The following is a 17957-nucleotide window of genomic DNA, read 5'->3' as shown; positions in this document are numbered from 1 at the left end:
GCTGCCGGAATAACTAGGCTGGAATGCTATATCTGTCATCCAGCATCAGATCGTTAAGAATGCCTCCATATCGTTGGTTTTATCACGTTTAATTAATGGTTTCTGCAATCTCGTATTCCTGCATTTTATATAGCAACGTTCTTTTACTAATGCCTAGTGAACGGGCGGTATTTTCCCGATGCCCACGGTTTAGTTTTAATTCATTGATAATGAGTTCCTTTTCATAAATCTTAACTTTTTCCTTTAAGGTGGCACTGGATTGCTCATCTTCACCAAAATCGGGATTAAAATCAGGCGTTTTTTTATGGGCAATAATATGCGCTGGAAGATCTTGCGGATAAATAAACAGACCATTAGACATCACTACCGCATGTTCAATGGCATTGGATAATTCGCGTACATTGCCCGGCCATGGATATTGGTTGAGTACCTCTACTGCACTGATGGTAAAGTCAAGTAATTCCTTATTGTTTTCATGACAAAACTGATTGGCAAAGTAGCGAGCCAGCAGCATGACATCATTTTTTCTGTCGCGTAAAGGTGGTAGGCTTAATTCCATTACATTAAGCCGGTAAAATAAATCTTCGCGGAATTCACCACTGCTGATCATATCCGGTAGGCTACGATTAGTGGCTGCAATTAGTCTAAAGTCAGTTTTGATTAATCTGGTACCACCGATTGGTTCAAATTCTCTTTCCTGAATTACCCGCAGAAGTTTTACCTGTAGGTTAGTCGACATTTCTGCTACTTCATCCAGAAAAAGTGTGCCCTGATGTGCACGTTCAAATAAGCCGATCTGGCGTTGGTAAGCACCTGTAAATGATCCTTTTTCATGTCCAAATAGTGTACTTTCCAGTAAAGTTTCCGGTAATGCACCACAATTGACTTTGATAAAAGGGCCGGTTGAACGCGTACTATAGTAATGAATGGTTTTTGCGACTAATTCCTTACCGGTACCGCTTTCGCCTGTGATTAATACGGTAGTTCTGGTTTGTGATATTTTCGCGATATTGCGGCACAGTTCCATCATATTCGGGCTGTTAGTGAGGATATGCCTTTTAGTATCAGAATTGGATAATTCGATTTTTGGAGATAAATCGATCCCTTGCTTTTTAGCCTTGCTTAATTCTAAGGTACGCTTTACCAATGCTTTAAGCTCATTGAGATCAAAGGGTTTAACAATGTAATCAATTGCTCCCAGTTTTAAAGCTTCAACAGCTGTATCAACACCAGCATAAGCCGTCATCAGTATGATAAATATTTCCGGATGAAGCTCTTTAATTATTTTCAGCGCTTCCAGTCCGGTCATTTGTGGTAAGCGGTTATCCATTAAAACTAAGTCAATAGGCTGCTGCGCTAATATTTTAATAGCATCTTCTGCATTATCAACAGTAATAACATGATACTGTTCCTGTGATAAAAAAATGGACAATAATTTGCGTAGATTCAGTTCATCTTCGACAATTAAGATTTTTTCCGACATAAATTACAGATTATCTTGTATCAGTTAATGGGAAGTGCTACTTCAACAGTAACACCACTGCTGTTCTCATTATTTTTAATGCTGATTTTTCCTTTATGAGAAGAAACTATTTTCTGTACCATAGCCAGCCCAAGGCCTGTACCAGAAATTTTGGTTGTAAAAAACGGCATAAAGATTTTATCCATCAATTCTTTTTTTATACCTTCACCGTTATCTTTTATCCGAATCAATTGATACTTCTGGTTTTCAGACAATAATGTAGATATTTCAATATCACCGTGATCTTTGATTGCCTGAATAGCATTAATTAATAAATTCAATAATGCCTGTTTGATTAATTCTTTATCCAGATACAGCGATGGTAACGGATTGGTTAAAGTAAGAGTTAGGTTGATGTTATTTGATCGGTGTGATGAGTTAATCAATACCAGTACTTCTTCAATCAAAGTATTTAACTGCACAGAAACATAATAGTTTTTAGAGGGCACTGAGAAATCCAGCAGTTGCTGGATGACCAGATTGATGGAATCAACTTCTTTCAGAATAATGTCAATATATTCATTTTGTTCCGTGCGTGAGACATCATTTTGCAGATACTGGACAAAACCGCGTACTGCTGCCAATGGATTGCGGATTTCATGAGCAATGCCTGCCATCAATTCACCCAGCGCAACCAGACGTTCTGTTTGCTGGATTAATTTTTCTACTTCTTTTCTCTCAGTGATATCTTTAAAAATAACCACTGCGCCAATTATTTGACCTTGATGATTTTTTAGGTGGCTGGTACTGGCAGAAATTCTGATGATTCGTCCGGCAACCGGAAAATCTACCTCGACCCCGATATGATCAATACCATTGTATAAGGTATCCAATAACGGGCTTTGAAAATTTTTATCATCGATTATGGTTGTATAAGGTTGCCCCAGTATTTGTTCAAGCTGATAACCGGTTATTTTTTCTGCTGCCGGATTTAACATGGTTATGGAACCATTATTATCTACAGTAATCACGCCATCCAGTGTGTTTTCCAGAATCAATTCGTTCATGGTTTTGGTTTTTCTGAGCTTTTCAGCCAGATTGTTGATTCCATTCACAATTTCATTTAATTCTCCGCGAATAACAGGCAGGCGCAAATCAAGTGAAAAGGGCAGTTTTTCCAAGCCTTGTCTGATTAAATTAACATCAGTATTCAGCTTTCTGGATAAAAAAGATGCAATACAGATACAGCTTAGCATACAAATTAAGCTGATGGTTATAACACTCTTGTCAAATACAAATGTTTGTTTTTCAATATCATCCAATGTTTCATTAGCCCAGATATAACCAAGGATCTGGTTATTGCGCACAATAGGAATCATGGCATTCATGATATTGCCTCTAACCTGTTCACCAATATCAATCATGTGCAGGCCACTTTGCATCACTTTGCGCCCTTTGTGTGTGGCAGCAATAGATTTTCCAACATTTACACCGTACGCAGATTGTGGCGCATAGACTATAATCGCATCCAGCTGTTTGTGATAATAACCGGCCGCAATACTCGGCATATCTTTCAGTAACGGCTCAACTCTGGGAGACAGATACTGATTAAGTTGTGCAATCTGCTGTGCCTTGGGTAAATTCTTATCAATGTGCTGATAGGCATCCCCTAAAAGCAAATCTAATGTTTTTGTAACAGCATAGAGTTTTTGGCTTTTTTCCTGCCTGAGTAGCTCACGTCCTTCTTTATCAATTAATACTGCACAAATAAAAATTGAAAAACAGGACAGAAATGTTACCAGCAAAAAAATACGGGCACTGATTCTGTCTGGATACAGGCGCTGAAGTAAAAAGGCATGCATAAGTGCTCAGATATCCATGATTATCAATAAACTAGTGTTGCAGTATCAGACCAGCTATCAGCTGAAATATTCATCTAAATTAATTTGAATTATCGGGTAAATTATTCAGTTTAACAAGTCAGGCAATATCAGATGAATTCCATATTGCCTGACTGCTTAACTTAATAACATACCCGATAACCAAATATAACCATTAGTATTATCGGGTTATTGTTAACAGCGTTCCAGAATGACTGTTGTACCTTGTCCGCCACCGATACACAATGTTGCCAGTCCCAGCTGTTTATCACGATGGAGCATGGAATAAAGCAGAGTAATCAGAATACGTGCGCCACTGGCGCCAATAGGGTGACCCAGTGCAATGGCACCACCATGTATATTGGTTTTGTCCATATCAAAATTCAGCTCACGTCCCACCCCGAGAAACTGGGCAGCGAAAGCTTCATTTGCCTCAATTAAATCGATGTCAGATAGCTCCAGTGAGGCTTTTTGTAAAGCCAGTCGGGTTGCCGGTACCGGGCCCAGACCCATTACGCTGGGATCTACACCACCAGATGCATAGCTGCGAATATACGCCAGTGGTTTTAATCCCAATTCTTTGGCTTTGGTTTCTGACATCAGAACTATGGCAGCCGCACCATCATTAATGCCTGAGGAATTGCCAGCTGTGACGGTGCCATCTTTTTTAAAGGCAGGTCGAAGTTTAGCCAGACCTTCCAAACTGGTGTCTGCTTTGGGATATTCATCCTGTTTAAAGATAATATCGCCCTTACGCGAACTGATGGTCACAGGCACAATTTCTTCTGCAAATTCACCATTATTAATGGCCTGAGTGGCTAGCTGCTGTGAACGCAATGCCAGTTCATCCTGTTCCTGTCGGCTGATAGCATATTGTTCGGCAATATTTTCCGCCGTAATTCCCATATGATAATGGTTGGTAGCGCAGGTTAAACCATCATTCACCATTGTGTCATACAGTTCCGCATTCCCCATTTTCAGCCCCCAGCGTGCTTTGCTGCCAAGCAGATAGGGAGCCTGAGACATGTTTTCCATTCCACCGGCCACAACAACATCATTGTCGCCTGCTAAAATACTTTGTGTTGCCAGTACGACTGACTTCAGGCCACTGCCACATACCTTATTAATGGTAAATGCTGGTACGGTGCTGGGAATACCTGCGCCCAGTGCGGCCTGTCGGGCAGGATTCTGTCCCAGCCCCGCCTGTAGCACATTACCCATAATAACTTCATTCACCAAACTGGCATCAAGTGCAGCACGTTTCAATGCTTCATCAATAACAGTTTTGCCCAAATCAATCGCATTTACTGTGGCCAGTGAACCATTAAAACTACCAATGGCCGTGCGAGCTGCACTAACTATTACGGTTTTTGTCATCGTAAACTCCTTTTTTATCTAGAAAAAGTACAATCCAATCAGGAATATGGGCGTAGTGAAAATTAATGCCGTCATACAGTAACCCATAATGTCCCGTACTCCGAGACCAGCAATGGCCAGTGCAGGTAATGCCCAGAATGGCTGCAACATATTCATCCATTGTTCACCATAGGCAATTGCCATAGTGGATTTACCTAAATCAGCGCCCAGAGCCTGCGCAGCCGGAATAACGAATGGACCTTGAATAACCCAATGACCGCCACCTGAAGGTACGGCAAAGTTGATAATGCCGGAGCTGAAGAATGTCCAGATAGGGAAAGTATCTTTGCTGGCAATATTGATAAAGAATTCAGTAATTAAGCCACCCAGACCGGAATGTTCCATCATTAACTGAATGCCCGCATAGAACGGAAATTGAATAATAATACCGGCTGTGCTTCTGGCTGCATTGGATACAGCACGCATATAGGCCATAGGCGTACGGTGCAATAACACACCAGCAGTCAGAAAAATCAGATTAACAGTATTAATCGTGATATTAAAACCACTGTGATAAAAATAAATCAGCAGATAACTAATACCCAGTGCCCCCACCAATAAAGAAAGCAATTTACTTTCTTCCAGTTTTTCAGCTATAGTGGCCGTTTCCCGGTCAAGTTTGCGCTGAAAATCAGGTTCTGGTGCCAGTAACTCAGGATTAACCACATTTACCTTACCGTCAGTTCTAACCATAAAACGCACGAGAAGAGGTAAGCAGATGATCAGCATGCCTGTAATAAAAATATTACTGGCGGAAAACATTGTCTGTGAAATCGGAATAATTCCCTGTGGATTGGAATCAGAAACCATCAGGTGTGCAACCGGATTGCCGGGAGTTGCAGCCATTAAAGGCATTGAACCGGACAAACCACCACCCCATGTCATGAAGGCAATATAAGCGCAGGCAATCAGCAATCCATAATCAACATTCTTAACTTGTCTGGCAACTTCCTTGGCCAGCATCGCACCCACAACCAGCCCGAATCCCCAGTTTAGAATACAGGCAATAGAACCCACAAAGGTAACCAGCATCGCTGCCTGAGTAGGAGTCTTGGCTAGTGAGGCAATAGAAACCAGAACAGATTTAACGGGTGGTGAACTGGCTAAAGCATGACCGGTAACCACAATCAGCGCCATTTGCATGCCAAAGGCCAACAAATTCCAGAATCCATCCCCCCACATTTTCACCAGACCTAGCGGTTGTGAATCCGTTAATCCCCAGGCCATAAAAAAAATGATAAAGGTAAGCAATAAGGCAAAAATCAAAGGATCAGGCAGGTATTTACTCACCAGATTAGTAGTATGTCTGGACAAACGTGAAATCATAAAGCCTGTTCTCCTGTAGTAATGGACATAGTTCGCAAATCATCGGCGACAATAAATTCTGCTGTGGTATGCGCTTTTACCGTATCAACATCCACTCCTTCAGCCGTTTCAATCAAATACAGCTGCCCATTTCTGAATTCAAATACTGCCAGCTCAGTAATAACCATACTTACCTTGCCTTTAGCTGTAAGCGGTAAACTACATTCAGGTAAGATCTTAGGTTCACCAGTTTTAGTACAATGTTCCATGGCAATAATCACCTTTTTTGCCCCAGTAACCAGATCCATTGCGCCACCCATACCCGGCACCATTTTGCCCGGTACCATCCAGTTTGCCAGATTGGCATGCTGATCAACTTCCAATCCCCCGAGTACACAAGCATCCACGTGTCCGCCACGAATCAGCGTAAAAGAAAATGCACTATCAAACATCGCTGCACCGGGAACAACACCACAGGGCTGTCCGCCCGCATTGACAATATTTGGTTCGTCAACTGTTTTCGGCCCCAAACCTAGAAAGCCATTTTCTGATTGCAGAGTAATATTGACACCTTCAGGTAAATAGTTAACTACCTGAGTTGGCAAACCAATCCCCAGATTAACAACATCACCATCGCGTAATTCCTGCGCAACACGGCGAGCAATTAATTCTTTTTTATCCATTGTCATTTCCCTTAATCGTTAGTGCTAACCATAAAATCAACTAATGCTGCTGGTGTCATCACAGCATCCGGATGAATCTGACCAACTTCTACCAGCTCATCAACCTGAGCAATCACCGTATCGGCAGCAGTAGCAATCAAAGGATTGAAATTACGCGCAGCATATTGATAAACCAGATTACCGTTATAATCAGCCTGATGAGCATGTATAATGGCCAAATCAGCCCGCAGTGGCAGCTCAAGCAAGTACTCGCGACCATTAACCAATAAGATTTCCTTGCCTTCAGCAACAATCGTACCGACACCAGTAGGTGTTAAAACACCACCTAATCCGGCACCACCGCAACGAATCCGTTCAGCCAGCGTACCCTGAGGCACTAGTTCAACCTCAATCTCGCCCGCAATCATTTTTCTGCCTGTTTCACGATTGGTGCCGATATGGGAAGTAATAACTTTTTTTACTTGATTATTACTAATCAGAGGACCTACGCCAGTATCTACAAAAGCTGTATCATTACCGATAAGCGTTATGTCCTTAATACCCGATTCCAGAATCGTATTAACAATCTTTGACGGCGTACCACACCCCATAAAACCGCCATACATAATCGTCATACCGTCTTTAAGAAAATCCCCGATTTTATCGGTAGTGATTAATTTTTTTTGCATCAACGACTCCTTGTTGCACGTTAAATATTCATCTATGCTTAAGCATAGCTACTTTGCTATTGCAATTCGTATACCATATTTGATTCATAAGAATAAAAATATAATATATTGATTATTAATAATAAATTAATAATGAATTCAATCAATTTATACTGGAGACGGTGCAGAAATTTGCACATGGACGCAAAAAAAATTGCACAAAGAAAATAAGAAATAACTCATCAATCATCTTAGAAAGAAGCACGGTAGCAATTGCTCTCTACCTTAAACAGCAAAACAAAATTTTTATTGTCTAAGTTGTCTTGACTATTACTCATTTTTATAGTTATCAAGAAGTATGCGGTAAGACCGAATAAATCTATACGCTATCCTCTTGATACGCATAAAACGGAGCAACATTACACTAGATTTGAGACAAAATAGAGGGGGGGTGGAATAGAAAATAAAACAAATGAAATATATTTAAAAATGCAATTAATAGAACCAAAGCAATCATTGCAATTAAATATATAAGATTACCAAAGGTTTGCATTATTTATAGCCTATTTTAGAGATAGGGTAGCTGAAAACGCTTGACGAACTGAATAACGGTCTCTATAATGCGCTCTTCCTTTCCCTGATAGCTCAGTCGGTAGAGCGACGGACTGTTAATCCGCAGGTCCCAGGTTCGAGCCCTGGTCGGGGAGCCAAAGGGTCGTTAGCTCAGTCGGTAGAGCAGCGGACTTTTAATCCGTTGGTCGAGCGTTCGAATCGCTCACGACCCACCAAAAATCCTTACTTTATGGTAAGGTGAATTAAACCTCACATTGGTGAGGTTTTTTTATATCTAAATAATCTGGCTGTTTGTTTATTATCATAATTTATGAACTAATCTGAATGATTGGATTATGCCGGTTTCTAAATTATTTTGAAAATGTTTTAAAACCCAGTAGTATCCTGTGGGATCAAAACGGGCAACGACATGTTGATAAATTACTATTTTATAATTAAAGTTATAAGCATCAACGGCTGTATGTAAATACAGATGTCGGTACATACACCTGTTAAATCTATTTCTGTGATGTTTCTTTCATGCAAACGTAAATCTAAATCAGTGCCATTGAGTGTTAGATAGGCTACACTAATTCATACAACTTTTTTAGGGGGTAAGGTAAACTTAACAACTAAAAAGAAAAAACGATGAATCAACTAAAACGCGCACGATGCACTTTTAGTACTGATTTCAAAGCATAAATGATTAAACTTGATTAGCAGAGAAAATCGAGCAGTGAGCTGGTCAGGCAGTACGATTTAATACTTTCCGCTTTAGACCGCTGGATAAGCCAATCTAGTCAAAGCGGTTCTTTTAAGACCAAAGATAATCGCACGCCAGAAGAAAATGAACTAATTGCTTTACGAAAAGAGCTTAAGCAGCTACGGATGGAAAACGATATCCTAAAGCAGGCTGCACTGATAATGGCACGAAAATCAAAATCCTGAAAGCAAACCAGCATCGTTATGCTGTAGCGGCATTATGTCGCTGCTTAGGGATATCCAGACATTATCCCTATTATCAGTGCAAAACCCCTAAACGGAAATTGATTGCCCATTACGCCGATAAAATATTGACTATTTTTAAACGCAGCTATCAATCCTATGGAACCAGACGCATTCGTTTTGCTTTACAACAAGCAGGTATCAGTGTTTCTCGTCGTTACATTGCCCGAGTAATGAAGTCGCTATCATTGGTATCAAAGTATACGATTAAACGTTATCGAGGGTATCAGATAGCAAGCAATAGTGCAGTCACAGCTAATCATTTACAGCGTCAATTTGATGTAGGTACCAAACAGTAGATTATAGCGGCAGACTTAAGCTATATTCGTGTTAACCATTGCTGGAATTATTTATGTGTACTACTGAATTTATCTAACCGACAGATTGCCGGTTATAGTGTAGGACAACATAAAACAGCAGATTTAGTGATGTCTGCACTAAGTTAGATTAAGCAACCGCTGTCATCATTACATCTGTTTCATTCAGATAGAGGAAAGGAGTTTGATAATTAGTTGCTAGATAAATGTTTCAACGCATATAGTATACAATGTGCACTGAGTAAAAAAGGATGTCCGTGTAACAATGCGGCGGCAGTATTTAAAAGCATTAAAACTGAATTTGTTAAAGGGAAAAAATTCATGATAACCGAAGAATGACAACAAGTCCTTATGGCTTATACTTATTGATACAATCATAAACGGTTACATTCATTGTTAGGCTATTTGCCCGAGGTAGAATTTAACAAACGGCTACCCCTTAGTTTTGTTGTTTGAATAGGTGTTGCCATTCCAAAATGATTATTGATTAAGTTGTCCTGTTGATGTTAGTTGGCAAGATAGATGTAGGAAATTCCTTAATCTAAACTATAAGAAAACAATGAAAATATTAGAAAATGAAGGATATTTATAATGGTAAAATCTTATACACAACTGTTATTTTTATATGGATTTTTTCTTTATGGATGTGATCTTTTGGATTCATCAAATGTAACATATTATGAAAAATATACAGATATTTTACCTGACGCTGGTGTGAATAGTTGGTTACCAGAAAACTTTCCAAAGGAGTCTAGAAATATTTATGTTAAAACTGATATTGAAACAAATGAACTTAAAGTTTATTTTACCTTAAATAATAAAATAGAAAACAAAGAACAATTATATCTAAATAGTGCTCAAATGGCACATTTAAAGAAAATGGATAAAAAAATAAATAGAGGATGGTGCATGTATTCAGAATATAATATTTGGAAAGAGCTACGCCAAAATTGGTATATTATAGGTGAATTATCTACAAAAAATAGATATATGCTCGTATATGCACAGAATATAGATCCTAATTTATGCAAAAAGTAAAATAGCATAAAATTTAATTAAACAAAGCCTTTTGTACAATTGATAAAATTATAAAATATGTAATAAATTTTATATGATAATAAATCGATTTTAAAATTATTTGTTTAAATCCTATATTAGATATTATTAAACATATTTAAGATATAGTTTTAAATAAATAGATTAATATTTATCTATAATAGATATTCTATTAAAATAATTAATAGCCAATTGATTATAAAGTTTTTTTGTTAAATTCTTTTCGTTTATAACTAGGGAAATAACTTGACCAAAGAAATCAAAACACTGGGCAATAATGTGGAATACAGCTACAACAATATCAATTAGCTCATAAAGCAGAAACAGACCAATGGAAATCGCGTACAGTATCAATACGATGCCGCTGGCAACATCAGCCAGCAAAACTACATCGTCGCAGAAGAAGACAATGCCGAACAGACAGTCAACTACCAATATAACGCCAACAACTAGCTGATAGACGTACAGCAGAGTGACCACACCAATAGCCACTTCAACTATCAGTGCGATGCATTAGGCCGAGTAGTGCAGGAAACAATCAGCTATGGCCACCCCAAACAAAACCTGAAATACAGCTATGATACCGATGGTAACCTGGCCAGCATCACGTATCCATAGGCAGAACAAACCAACTGCTATGATGCCTTACAGCGGCCAGTACAGATAAAACATTGAATGGCGAGTTAAATATTTATCTATATATTAGGGGAAAGCCTATAAAAAGATAGATCCAACAGGGTTAGACACTACTGGTATAGGTGCTATAGTAGGAGGATCAGTTGGAGAGCCTCTGGATGCTTTAATTGGTGCAATTGTGGGTAACGTTGTCGGGCTTGGTATGGGTGCGTACGGGATGGCTAAATCTGTTGAGTCTGAATGAGAAAACGTTGAACAAAAGGTAAATACTGATGCGGAATGCAAAGTTAAAAAAAGTGTCCTCCATGCAGGACTATATCAGGGAAAAATTCTTGTAGATACAATTTTTTATCAACTTGATATTTTTCCTCCTGCAAAACCACATTATTCTTTTAAGAAAGATCATTATCATCTCTTCAAAACAAATTAAAATCCAAACTGAAAATTCTTTTGGAATAAATATAAAGATATAGATGCTGCTAGTGGATAAATTAAAATAGGCGATAAAGTCACTTTTAGTGAAGGGCTTGAAGGAACTTTTATATGTTGTTTTGATAAAAAAATAATATTTTCTTGATTTTGAATACGAATCATTTGCCGATGTATGTAAAACAGGAATAGTGATAGCAACACACGGAGGTGGGTTAGTTAATTATTCATATCCCGATTGTGACTTAATTTTATTAAGTAGAGCTGATTCTGAGTCATAGGACTAGATAAAAGTAGTATTATATATAATAGTTGGTAGAAAATTCTAATATATGACACTTATCAAATTTAATAATTTGTTATTTTTATGAATTGAAAGGAATAAATCATGTATGAAAATTTAATAGGTCATTGTCACTGGGACATATTAGGATTGTGCCCAGGAAAGAATGAATTCTTTAAATCTTTTATTATTGATGTAGAGGATAGCAATCAAAAAAACAATCTGTATATCACTATTGTAGTTTTTAGGTTGGATACTTTTGAGGCTTATTCATATTTTTATATTGATGCTGTTAATAAAAATAAAAAAGACAAAGAAGAATGGTATATTAAAACACATGAATACCTTAAACAGTTAGGTAGACCAGTTGACTGGCAAAAACCGCATCGCTACTGCATTGCTCGACATGCATTTATAATTTTAAGAAATGAAAAATTTAAAATAGATTTAGAAAAAAATAAGCTAAATAGCAATGATATTTATCGTTATACGCTAATCTCCCAATTTAAAGAGGCTGCATTAATAAAAAAATTAAATAGGTTGTCTGATGAAGAAAAAATTCAATTATTTACTTTGAAAGATTGGGAAATAAAACTAAAAGATAAGGAATTAAATAATTACAGTAGAAAAGATATTTTATTTAATATTCATAGGCGAACATATTTATATAAAAGATTATTGGATAAAGAAAAATTTAAACAATACTATATAGAATACAATAAAAAAATAGATCAGCTTTATGGTGAAAATTAGATATGGTAATGATTTTGTCAGGGGGGGATGGTTATATTAGCTCATACACTTTTTAGTGGGTAGTAAGATTATAATTTGAATTTTGTTTAATTAAGGATATTAAAATTTGGGTATCGGTAATGAAAAAACTGTGGCCATCATTTTTTTAACAGTGATTATATTGGGGACTGTTACAGTTGTAGGTGGGTGATATGAATGATAATGGAACCATAGGGTGTAGTAGCCGGAGGTATTGTCAAAAAATAGATTTATATTGTGCTTATTTAAAGCAATGGTAGAGCCAACGCGAAATATGGATCAAAAAAGGCATCAGAATGCAGCAAAAGCAGCTTATTTCTGGTTAAGCCAAGGTTTAACTTTACGTGGGATATTTGAACCAGCAATAGAAACTGGTCAGTGCAAGTATAATATAAAGATATAATTAACCTTTAAACTTGGATTGTTTTTGCAATCTATGTTTTTTATGGAGATGAAATATGAAGAAAATAATGTATATTTTTTTTGAGAAACTAAAAATTTATACAATAAATTTTGTAATATTTTTTTACTGATAAAGATTTTTTTATATTTAATTTCATATTACGATATGAGATATGCGGATAAAGAAACTCTACATGGTGATTTTACTATAGTTGTATTTGATGATGAGACTTTTTATCCATTAAACTTAATTAAACTTAAGGATTTTCAAAAGGAAGATTTTTCTTTTATTTCTGAAAAGAAAGTTGATCGTAAGGAATGGGATGCTGGTGATGATACGCCGTCAAGCTTTTCATATAGTATAAAGAAAATCGAAAATGGTCATCAAATTGAAACTGAATTTAAAGATCCAGAGAGAACTGTCTGGTCTACTTATCAAGTTGTGAATAATAATATAATACCTATAAAATCCAGACTATATGCTTTTGATTATATACTGCTGGCGATGGTACTGGCTCTTCTGACAATCTATGGATTAAATTACATTTGGAAGTGTTTTAGGATTAAATTAAGAGTTAATTAAGATTTTATTTATGAAATTTAGTTATATGGGCTTTATTTGATTAGTAATATGATTTAATTAATCTTTTTTAATTATAAATAGCAGAACTTGGCGATGTCGTTATTTTGGAAGATTGTGCTTTTCAAAGATGCTGGTACTGGGCTGTTATACAACTGCTTTTGTGATTATGATGAGTAGAAAGGATGATATTTCCAAGGTGTTGGATAGGGTTGAATGACAGGGTGGTTACATACTCTTGCCATTTAGGTCAATATTTGATGGAGATATAGCTAATTAAGGAAAGTATATGAATTATGCTGCTGGTGGAAAAGTTGAATTAGGTGATGTAGTCACTTTTGGTGGAGGACTTGAAGGAATCATTATATGTTGTTTTGATACAAAAGAATATTTTCCTGATTTTAAGTACGAAACATTTACTGATGTATGTAAATCGGGGGTTATGATTAAGACATATGGTGGTGGGTTAGTCCATTATTCATATCCTGATTACGACTTGATTTTATTAAGCAGAGCTGATTCTAAGCCATAGGATTGAATAAGAATGATCGAATAGAAGTGATATATGGCTAGGTTTTATTATTTGATTAGAATGCTAGGTGATTAATATTAATTGAAATTTATTTAAGTATGGAGTTAAAATGAATTATCCAAATGGTGATGAAATAAGGGCGGGAGATAAACTTAGTTTAGAAGGAGGGATGACTGGTATAGTATTATGTTCTTTTGATTCAAAAGATTATCTTCCTGAATTTAATTATGAATCATGGATAGATATATGTAAAACTGGAATAATGGTAGATACTGATGTTGCCGGTTTAATTCATTATTCTGAACCAAAACTGGAGTTTAAATTATTAAAAAGAAAAAACTTTTACTAGATTAAAGAGATGTATATTTTAGTTGAAAATTAAGTATAATTATCTTGTAATTTACTATATTGTGGAATAATTTTTAAATGTTTAATTTAAAGTTGAAACCGTAACTATGACGCCACAGAGCGGCTAAGTAAAGTCAGCAACACCAGCGGAGAAATAGCCAGCTACCAGTACGACTCGTATGGCCGGAAAATCAGTATAACTGTAAACGGGGAGACCATCTACTATATCTATGGCAGCGATGACCTAATAGCTGAGCTGGATCAGTATGGCAAAATGTGGGGAATGTTTGATAGGAGGCCAGACAGTGGCTGAGTCTCCAGCCTCTTGTGGCAAGCTAATCTGGGCAAAAGCCAGATGGAATGGCAACACCTATTCAAACAACAAAATTAAGGGGTAGCCGTTTGTTAAATTCTACCGGAGGCAAATAGCCCAATGACGAATGTAACCGTTTATGATTGTACCAATAAGCATAAGCCGCAAAGGCTTGTTCTAATTCTTCAGTCGTCATGAATTTTTCCCCTTTAACAAATTCAGTTTTAATGCTTTTAAATGTTGCTTCTGCCACTGCATTGTCATACGGACATCCCTTTTTACTTAGTGAACGCTGTATATTAAATGTATTAAAACACTTATCTAGCAATTGATTATCAAATTCCTTTCCTCTATCTGAATGAAACAGATGTAATGATGACAGCGGTTGCTTAATTTGACTTAGTGCAGACATCACTAAATCTGCTGTTTTATGTTGTCCTACACTATAACCGGCAATCTGTCGGTTCGATAAATTAAGTAGTACACACAAATAATTCCAGCAATGGTTAACACGAATATAGGTTAAGTCTGCCACTATAATCTGCTGTTTGGTACCTACATCAAATTGACGCTGTAAATGATTAGCTGTGACTGCACTATTGCTTGCTATCTGATACCCTCGATAACGTTTAATCGTATACTTTGATACCAATGATAGCGACTTCATTACTCGGGCAATGTAACGACGAGAAACACTGATACCTGCTTGTTGTAAAGCAAAACGAATGCGTCTGGTTCCATAGGATTGATAGCTGCGTTTAAAAATAGTCAATATTTTATCGGCGTAATGGGCAACCAATTTCCGTTTAGTGGTTTTGCACTGATAATAGGCATAATGTCTGGATATCCCTAAGCAGCGACGTAATGCCGTTACAGCATAACGATGCTGGTTTGCTTTCAGGATTTTGATTTTCGTGCCATTATCAGTGCAGCCTGCTTTAGGATATCGTTTTCCATCCGCAGTTGCTTAAGCTCTTTTCGTAAAGCAATCAGTTCATTTTCTTCTGGAGTGCGATTATCTTTGGTCTTAAAAGAACCGCTTTTACTAGATTGGCTTATCCAGCGGTCTAAAGCGGAAGGTGTCAAATCGTATTGCTTGACCAATTCACTGCGCGATTTTCCTTGCTGATAAAGTTTAACCATTTGTGCTTTGAAATCAGCACTGAAAGAGTGTTGTACACGTTTTTGTTGATTCATCATTTTTTCCTTTTTAGAGTTAAGTTTATCTTACCCCCTAAAAAAGTTGTATGAATTAGTGTGGCCTATCCACGTGAAATATTTGAACCAGCAATAGAAACTTGTCAGTGCAAGTATAATATAAAGATATAATTAACCTTTAAACTTGGATTGTTTTTGCAATCCAAGTTTCTAATGGAGATGAAATATGAAGAAGATAATGTATATTTTTTTTGAGAAACTAAAAATTTATACAATAAATTTTGTAATATTTTTTTTACTGGTAGAGATTTTTTTATATTTAATTTCATATTACGATATGAGATATGCGGATAAAGAAACTCTACATGGTGATTTTACTATAGTTGTATTTGATGATGAGACTTTTTATCCATTAAACTTAAGTAAACTTAAGGATTTTCAAAAGGAAGATTTTTCTTTTATTTCTGCAAAGAAAGTTGATCGTAAGGAATGGGATGCTGGTGATGATACGCCGTCAAGCTTTTCATATAGTATAAAGAAAATTGAAAATGGTCATCAAATTGAAACTGAATTTAAAGATCCAGAGAGAACTGTCTGGTCTACTTATCAAGTTGTGGATAATAATATAATACCTATAAAATCCAGACTATATGCTTTTGATTATATACTGCTGGCGATGGTGCTGGCTTTTCTGACAACCTATGGATTAAATGATATTAGAAGGTATATTAAATTAAATAAGGATAATTAATATTTTATTTAATACAAATTAATTATATAGGATTAAAATTTACGAGCCGGTATATAGTTTTGATTATGATAAACAGTAATATATGATTAAAGTCTACAACCGCAGCAGGTACCGATTTAGTTATAGCTGTTCAGGTAAACAGCTAACTAAAGTTACCGATGTTATGTGTAATGTTTGAAAGTATGGTTACGATAAAAATGGCCAGTTCAATAGCAAAACCGATCACGATGGCGGCGTTATCAAGATTGATTACGTCCTATCCGTATCAATCCGCATAATGGCCATGCGTAGTGGCTAAATAGGTGGACATAAAACATGGATTGGAGACAAATTAGGCACACTGGTAGACCCTTTTCACCTTATTAGATAGGATATGGTTGATATTTATTTGGTGTGGAAATAGGTTGTAGTATCTCTGTAGCTTGGATAAATGTTCATATACAAAATAGTGCTCATATTATGATAACTTTTTTAATTATATCTTTGATTTTATATATTATAGTTTATGAGTCTATAAACTTAATCCATAAAAATAAATATTTAAATAAATTAAAAGACACAAGAAAGTATTTATCTGACCAAGAGATTTTAGCCTTTTATACAAATAGTAAGCTATCTGAAATAAGTATTTTAGAGTTATGGAATGAAGTTGCAACCAATTTTGATATCCCCTCTGGCTATCTCAGACCAGAAGATCATCTGGCTGAGATGGGAATATTACAAATTAGTGTGGATCACCCAAAACTAGAAGATTTAACAGAAATAGCTATAGAACGAAAAAAATCATTAAATAAACCGATTGATTTGGAAAGCATTTCAACACTTGATGATTATATCAAAGCCTTTGCACTTAAAGCATAAATAAAAATTAAATAATACTTTTATATAACTAATTCGATAAATATTCATTGTTAGCAAAGTTTCTCTAACAGAATTTATTTTATAAATAAAATAATTATCACGACTTTAATTGTAATGATAATTTTGAAAGCGGGGTAATTGCTATAGAGTATGTCGATACTTTAAGATGGATGCCTCTTGTATCATTTTATTATTATGTTTATGGGGTTGTTAACTATATAATCAATGAACATTATCAATGCATAGATTCTTATGATGCAGCCTATTCTTTTTTCGGTTTGATCAAAGAGGAGTTAGAAAAAAATTCTAATTTTTAATACGATTAAAGATAAAGTTTTAACGACAATTAATTTTATGATGATAATCAATCAGCATTTTGCATAGACACATATAATGGCTAAGACGAATTTGCGTTACTATATGGTTATATCCATGAAAATTTGGAAAGAATTTAATCTAAATTGCTTAACTCTGGTACCTGCTCTCCAGATGATGGATCAGATATCATTATTGAGCAGTTATGGCGCATATTTAGGAGCTAAGCCTTTCGGGCTATAGCTTATTTATAAA

General features: G+C 36.1%; 16 protein-coding genes and 2 tRNA genes. 10 read left to right on the top strand and 8 right to left on the bottom strand.

Going from position 1 to position 17957, the window contains the following annotated elements:
- Positions 1-88 precede the first annotated feature (88 nt).
- From MJ761_RS01440 to atoD, 6 genes are all read right to left on the bottom strand, one after another.
- The gene (locus MJ761_RS01440) at positions 89-1483 is read right to left on the bottom strand and encodes a sigma 54-interacting transcriptional regulator (RefSeq protein WP_093093089.1); all 1395 of its coding nucleotides are present in this window, start codon (positions 1481-1483) and stop codon (positions 89-91) included.
- A gap of 20 nt (positions 1484-1503) precedes the next feature.
- Positions 1504-3324, bottom strand: coding sequence for a two-component system sensor histidine kinase AtoS (gene atoS / locus MJ761_RS01435; RefSeq protein WP_093093091.1), 1821 nt, complete (start codon positions 3322-3324; stop codon positions 1504-1506).
- A 213-nt stretch (positions 3325-3537) separates the two neighbouring features.
- Positions 3538-4719, bottom strand: coding sequence for an acetyl-CoA C-acetyltransferase (locus tag MJ761_RS01430; protein ID WP_093093093.1), 1182 nt, complete (start codon positions 4717-4719; stop codon positions 3538-3540).
- Between the two features lie 18 nt (positions 4720-4737).
- Positions 4738-6084, bottom strand: a complete 1347-nt coding sequence (locus tag MJ761_RS01425; protein WP_093093095.1) for a TIGR00366 family protein — start codon at positions 6082-6084, stop codon at positions 4738-4740.
- Positions 6081-6746, bottom strand: coding sequence for a 3-oxoacid CoA-transferase subunit B (locus tag MJ761_RS01420; RefSeq protein WP_093093097.1), 666 nt, complete (start codon positions 6744-6746; stop codon positions 6081-6083). The genes MJ761_RS01425 and MJ761_RS01420 overlap by 4 nt, the downstream gene beginning before the upstream one ends.
- An 11-nt stretch (positions 6747-6757) precedes the next feature.
- Complete coding sequence (gene atoD / locus MJ761_RS01415) at positions 6758-7414, bottom strand: acetate CoA-transferase subunit alpha (RefSeq protein ID WP_093093099.1); 657 nt, start codon at positions 7412-7414, stop codon at positions 6758-6760.
- Positions 7415-8027: 613 nt separating this feature from the next.
- Here atoD and MJ761_RS01410 point away from each other — a divergent pair.
- The 8 genes from MJ761_RS01410 (at position 8028) to MJ761_RS01370 (ending at position 14305) form a co-directional block, all read left to right on the top strand.
- Positions 8028-8103 (top strand) — tRNA-Asn (locus tag MJ761_RS01410).
- Positions 8104-8105: 2 nt separating this feature from the next.
- Positions 8106-8181 (top strand) — tRNA-Lys (locus MJ761_RS01405).
- An 837-nt stretch (positions 8182-9018) separates the two neighbouring features.
- Positions 9019-9249, top strand: coding sequence for an IS3 family transposase (locus MJ761_RS01395; RefSeq protein WP_239392834.1), 231 nt, complete (start codon positions 9019-9021; stop codon positions 9247-9249).
- A 609-nt stretch (positions 9250-9858) separates the two neighbouring features.
- On the top strand, positions 9859-10305 hold the full coding sequence (locus MJ761_RS01390; RefSeq protein WP_093093103.1) for a YbbD-related protein: 447 nt from the start codon (positions 9859-9861) through the stop codon (positions 10303-10305).
- A gap of 1471 nt (positions 10306-11776) precedes the next feature.
- Positions 11777-12424 (top strand): hypothetical protein, encoded by a 648-nt coding sequence (locus tag MJ761_RS01385; RefSeq protein ID WP_093093107.1) that lies wholly within the window; start codon positions 11777-11779, stop codon positions 12422-12424.
- A 586-nt stretch (positions 12425-13010) separates the two neighbouring features.
- On the top strand, positions 13011-13427 hold the full coding sequence (locus MJ761_RS01380; protein ID WP_093093109.1) for a hypothetical protein: 417 nt from the start codon (positions 13011-13013) through the stop codon (positions 13425-13427).
- A gap of 286 nt (positions 13428-13713) precedes the next feature.
- On the top strand, positions 13714-13956 hold the full coding sequence (locus MJ761_RS01375) for a hypothetical protein (protein ID WP_093093111.1): 243 nt from the start codon (positions 13714-13716) through the stop codon (positions 13954-13956).
- A gap of 109 nt (positions 13957-14065) precedes the next feature.
- A complete protein-coding gene (locus tag MJ761_RS01370; protein ID WP_093093113.1) occupies positions 14066-14305 on the top strand; it encodes a hypothetical protein in 240 nt (79 codons plus the stop codon).
- Between the two features lie 373 nt (positions 14306-14678).
- Here MJ761_RS01370 and MJ761_RS01365 read toward each other — a convergent pair whose 3' ends face one another.
- Both MJ761_RS01365 and MJ761_RS01360 read right to left on the bottom strand, forming a co-directional pair.
- A complete protein-coding gene (locus MJ761_RS01365) occupies positions 14679-15518 on the bottom strand; it encodes an IS3 family transposase (protein ID WP_239392844.1) in 840 nt (279 codons plus the stop codon).
- Complete coding sequence (locus MJ761_RS01360; RefSeq protein ID WP_239450457.1) at positions 15515-15814, bottom strand: transposase; 300 nt, start codon at positions 15812-15814, stop codon at positions 15515-15517. Before MJ761_RS01360 ends, MJ761_RS01365 begins: the two co-directional genes overlap by 4 nt.
- Positions 15815-16001: 187 nt before the next feature.
- On the opposite strand from MJ761_RS01360, the gene MJ761_RS01355 reads away from it, so the two are divergent.
- Positions 16002-16526: a hypothetical protein gene (locus MJ761_RS01355; protein WP_093091296.1), complete on the top strand. Its 525-nt coding sequence runs from the start codon at positions 16002-16004 to the stop codon at positions 16524-16526.
- Positions 16527-16985: 459 nt separating this feature from the next.
- Positions 16986-17387: a hypothetical protein gene (locus MJ761_RS01350; protein WP_093091294.1), complete on the top strand. Its 402-nt coding sequence runs from the start codon at positions 16986-16988 to the stop codon at positions 17385-17387.
- Positions 17388-17957: the final 570 nt, after the last annotated feature.

It is taken from the genome of Snodgrassella communis (assembly GCF_914768045.1).
In the GTDB taxonomy this organism is placed as follows: Bacteria; Pseudomonadota; Gammaproteobacteria; order Burkholderiales; family Neisseriaceae; genus Snodgrassella; species Snodgrassella communis.
This window is presented reverse-complemented; position numbering and strand designations above follow the sequence as displayed.

Excerpts from the sequence above, each read along its gene's own strand:
- MJ761_RS01440 (WP_093093089.1), bottom strand. The coding sequence starts at position 1,483 with ATGTCGGAAAAAATCTTAATTGTCGAAGATGAACTGAATCTACGCAAA.
- atoS (WP_093093091.1), bottom strand. The coding sequence starts at position 3,324 with ATGCATGCCTTTTTACTTCAGCGCCTGTATCCAGACAGAATCAGTGCC.
- MJ761_RS01430 (WP_093093093.1), bottom strand. The coding sequence starts at position 4,719 with ATGACAAAAACCGTAATAGTTAGTGCAGCTCGCACGGCCATTGGTAGT.
- MJ761_RS01425 (WP_093093095.1), bottom strand. The coding sequence starts at position 6,084 with ATGATTTCACGTTTGTCCAGACATACTACTAATCTGGTGAGTAAATAC.
- MJ761_RS01420 (WP_093093097.1), bottom strand. The coding sequence starts at position 6,746 with ATGGATAAAAAAGAATTAATTGCTCGCCGTGTTGCGCAGGAATTACGC.
- atoD (WP_093093099.1), bottom strand. The coding sequence starts at position 7,414 with ATGCAAAAAAAATTAATCACTACCGATAAAATCGGGGATTTTCTTAAA.
- MJ761_RS01390 (WP_093093103.1), top strand. The coding sequence starts at position 9,859 with ATGGTAAAATCTTATACACAACTGTTATTTTTATATGGATTTTTTCTT.
- MJ761_RS01385 (WP_093093107.1), top strand. The coding sequence starts at position 11,777 with ATGTATGAAAATTTAATAGGTCATTGTCACTGGGACATATTAGGATTG.
- MJ761_RS01380 (WP_093093109.1), top strand. The coding sequence starts at position 13,011 with ATGAGATATGCGGATAAAGAAACTCTACATGGTGATTTTACTATAGTT.
- MJ761_RS01375 (WP_093093111.1), top strand. The coding sequence starts at position 13,714 with ATGAATTATGCTGCTGGTGGAAAAGTTGAATTAGGTGATGTAGTCACT.
- MJ761_RS01370 (WP_093093113.1), top strand. The coding sequence starts at position 14,066 with ATGAATTATCCAAATGGTGATGAAATAAGGGCGGGAGATAAACTTAGT.
- MJ761_RS01360 (WP_239450457.1), bottom strand. The coding sequence starts at position 15,814 with ATGAATCAACAAAAACGTGTACAACACTCTTTCAGTGCTGATTTCAAA.
- MJ761_RS01355 (WP_093091296.1), top strand. The coding sequence starts at position 16,002 with ATGAAGAAGATAATGTATATTTTTTTTGAGAAACTAAAAATTTATACA.
- MJ761_RS01350 (WP_093091294.1), top strand. The coding sequence starts at position 16,986 with ATGATAACTTTTTTAATTATATCTTTGATTTTATATATTATAGTTTAT.